The organism is Enterococcus sp. 3H8_DIV0648, from assembly GCF_002140655.1.
GTDB classification, from domain to species: Bacteria; Bacillota; Bacilli; order Lactobacillales; family Enterococcaceae; genus Enterococcus_A; species Enterococcus_A hulanensis.
Genome location: NZ_NGLG01000001.1, coordinates 3,568,324 through 3,571,628, shown reverse-complemented (window position 1 = coordinate 3,571,628; position 3,305 = coordinate 3,568,324). Strand labels below are relative to the sequence as shown.

Genomic DNA, 3,305 nt, shown 5'->3' with positions numbered 1-3,305 from the left:
TTCGCGCTATTTTATCTCTTTCGCCTCCTCAATATCTGTCTGTCTCTTATACACATCTATCGTTTTTCCCGGTACATTATAGGACCGTTCCAAATTTTTCTTTTTATAAACTAAGACGAAATAACCAATAAAGAATAAAAGGTATCCGACTAAATAAATGACTACGGTCAATGAGATGGCTACTAAGAAAGATAAATTATTTCCGCCGCCGCCAAAGGTCAACACCGCACCCCAGACAGTCACGATCACGCCTTGGATCATGATCAATGGTACCGGCACATCGTGAGCATTGGTTTTACGCAAGAAGCTAGGCAATAGACCTCGTTGTGCCGCAGCAAACATTCCGCGCGAAGGACCAACTACCCATGAACTTACTTCCCCCATTACTCCAAAAGCAATCATCAGAGCAATGACTTTAACGAGCCAACCTAAATGGCTGTTAAAATGCAGAATCAATGATTGGAAGGTTTGGATCACTCCAGCGCTTAAAGACAAATCTTTTTGGGGAATCACTGCAGCCACCGAAAAGCCGCCGATCGCATCTAATGCAATCGCTAAAATAACCAATAGGATCATGGCTAGCGGATAGTTTTTCTTGGGATTTTCCAATTCATTGATATGTGAAGCAGAGGCTTCAACTCCCATGTAGGCCAAGATAAATGACACAAACACGACGAGTGTCGATAATTGTGAAAAATCTGGTATGAATGCTTTTTTGCTAATAGCGATTTCGATTGGATTACCGCCAATGAAATACGCTGCTGCCAAACCAAATAGAAGCACCGATGGAATTAAAATTCCGATCACAAATCCTGCTTTCGCGATTTTTGCTGTTCGTTGTGTCCCGCCTAATTGCGAGAAGGTCAAGCCCCAGAAAATCACCAATAAACCAATGTACTTCATTAATGGATCTGTATTTAAGGCTTGAAAATTCAGTACATAGGACAAGGCTCCCAATATGAAATAAATCATAGTGACGAATCCTACAGTGATTTGAAACCACTGAAAAAAGATAGCCGCAAAGCCAAAACGCTCACCTAATGTTTGGCTGACCCAACTGAATATCCCGCCATTTTGCCAACCTTCTACAGTAGACATCTCGGCCGCACATAAGGCTACTGGCAAAAACCATAAAATTCCGCCTAAGAGCAAAAAGAAGACTAGATGCAATTTCGAAGTAGCAAACGTCGGATACTCATATACGGTTAAAACCATCGAAGCCGTTAAAGCAAAAAAACCGAATAAAGATAATTTTTTCTGATTCATAAAAACGCTTCTTTCCCTTTTCTTTAATTATTCAATGAAAGAAAGGCTTCAGGGATAAAACGTTATAGAATACTGATAGAACATTTCAGGCACCTCTTTTCTTACAAGGAGAAGTATAAATAGGAATCGGCGAACTTTTTTCTCGATTTTTTTCTATTGAAGATTGCTAAGTTAAAAAAATATGGAATTTTTTCTATTAGAAGGCTTCGCGAACTCGCTCAGCTTTTGAGCAATAAGACTAAAATTTTGATAAGTCGTTTCTCAGACTTCTCAAAATTTTCGCTTATTGCCGATAAAGCTAGTTCGTGAAGCCGGACACCATTAAAGCTGTTGATTCAAGTTTTTACTTGAGAAATTTTTTATACTTTCTTTAAGATCAAAAAAAGCTCTAGCTTTCTCCCGACTTAGGAGAAAACTAGAGCTTTTTATTCGCTGTAACTACATACTATATTCCTTAATGTATTCATTCATCAACCCATTCGGAACATCATGGAGACGATACCCATTGCCCCAATAGGTGATGATTCGAACATTTTCGATATGGGCGTGCGCAATTTTTTTACGAATATTTCCGACTGCCGTCGACATTTGAACCAAACGCGACTTGCTGACCTCATTATTCCAGACCTTATTACACAGCTCATCCCTGGAAATGATCTTGCCGCTGCCTTCCGCTAGCGCACCGATGATTTTCTTTTCAATATTGTTTAATGAACTATAGAAGAGAACGAGATCCTGCTTCTTCATCTCAGATTGTCTAACTAATCCTTTTGAGATAGATTCCTTCTGCCCTTCACGTTTATCACTTAATAACAAGAACTCTCTTAATTCAGTCAATGTGCAATCGATCGATAAACAATGATTTTCATCGATATTCGGTACCGGCTCATCGGTACGTCGTAAATAATGCATGTCTTTTTCGATAACGATCGGTAAGATCTCATTGAATTCCTGATTGGTCAAAGTCTCACTAAAGATGACAATATCAAAAAGGGATAAAATATCCTCAAAATAATTGGGTTTATCGACATCAAAAAACTCTTTTAAGACAAACACTTCATAATCTAATCGCTGTAATTCGTTTTGAAATTCCTGCTCGATGATAATATTTCTGGTTAGAATGATCACTTTTTTCATTTTTCTTCACTCCACTCTTTATTAGCCTCTGCTTTTGTACTCTATTATTTTCCAAAAACCAACTCATGTTTATTCTTCCAAGCAATACATGCCAGACTGCAGATCCTTTACAACTTGCTGCGGCAGATTGCTTTCAACTTATAAAACTTCGCGTAATTGTTCTTTCAAATCTGTTCCAATATGCCTTGCCCGCTCTTCCGCCTGTTGAATAATCCTTCGACTCAATGCGGTTGCCTCTAACAAAGTGTCTACAGCATCTGCTTTTACAAACAATTCAAGAGCAGCGTTTTCGTCCTGTTGAAACAGGTAATTAAATAATTGCTCATTTTTTTCGCGTTCATACATATACTGTTCTAACAGCCGTTCATATTTTTCCGGCAGTTCATCATTTTTCTCTGCGTCTTCAACAGCTGCAGAACATTCTTTTGTGTCCTGTTGAACAAGATTTCTCCTGAGTATGAAGCGGCGCCTCTCTAAATTGTCCTTATTGTGATAGACTGCTTCTTCATATGGCGCAGTTGCATCGATATCTTCCAACTGTCTTGTTACTTCCTTCAAACGATAGCGGTACGCTGAAACTTTTTCTTCTAGTGCTCCGCGAATACCTTCCAGCTTATCTATTTGATTCAAAAGCTCGCCATTCTGTTCTTTCAATACATCTACTTTGTCTAACAGCTGTACTTCAGTATTATCAGTTAGTTTAGAAACATCAAAATTTTCCAAGCTGCCTCATCTCTCTTCTGTGTAATTAAGATCAAAAGATTTTTGCTCTTATATGTGTGATTTTTGACTTATTATGTAAAACTTTCTATCTATCTCCGACCCAGTACCATTCATTAACGAATCCAACAGAAGCTTATCTTCTATTTACTATCCATTGATTTTCGCGCTATTTTATCTCT

2 protein-coding genes and 1 pseudogene are annotated in these 3,305 nt (G+C 38.3%); all 3 read right to left on the bottom strand.

The window, feature by feature from the left end:
- Positions 1-57: 57 nt before the first annotated feature.
- Positions 58-1,266: pseudogene (gene gadC, locus A5875_RS16245) on the bottom strand (glutamate:gamma-aminobutyrate antiporter); the annotation flags it as partial.
- A gap of 438 nt (positions 1,267-1,704) precedes the next feature.
- Positions 1,705-2,403, bottom strand: a complete 699-nt coding sequence (locus A5875_RS16240; RefSeq protein ID WP_088934555.1) for a winged helix-turn-helix domain-containing protein — start codon at positions 2,401-2,403, stop codon at positions 1,705-1,707.
- Between the two features lie 138 nt (positions 2,404-2,541).
- Complete coding sequence (locus A5875_RS16235) at positions 2,542-3,126, bottom strand: hypothetical protein (protein WP_242551341.1); 585 nt, start codon at positions 3,124-3,126, stop codon at positions 2,542-2,544.
- Positions 3,127-3,305: the final 179 nt, after the last annotated feature.

Coding starts and splice junctions, on each gene's coding strand:
- A5875_RS16240 (WP_088934555.1), bottom strand. CDS start 2,403: ATGAAAAAAGTGATCATTCTAACCAGAAATATTATCATCGAGCAGGAA.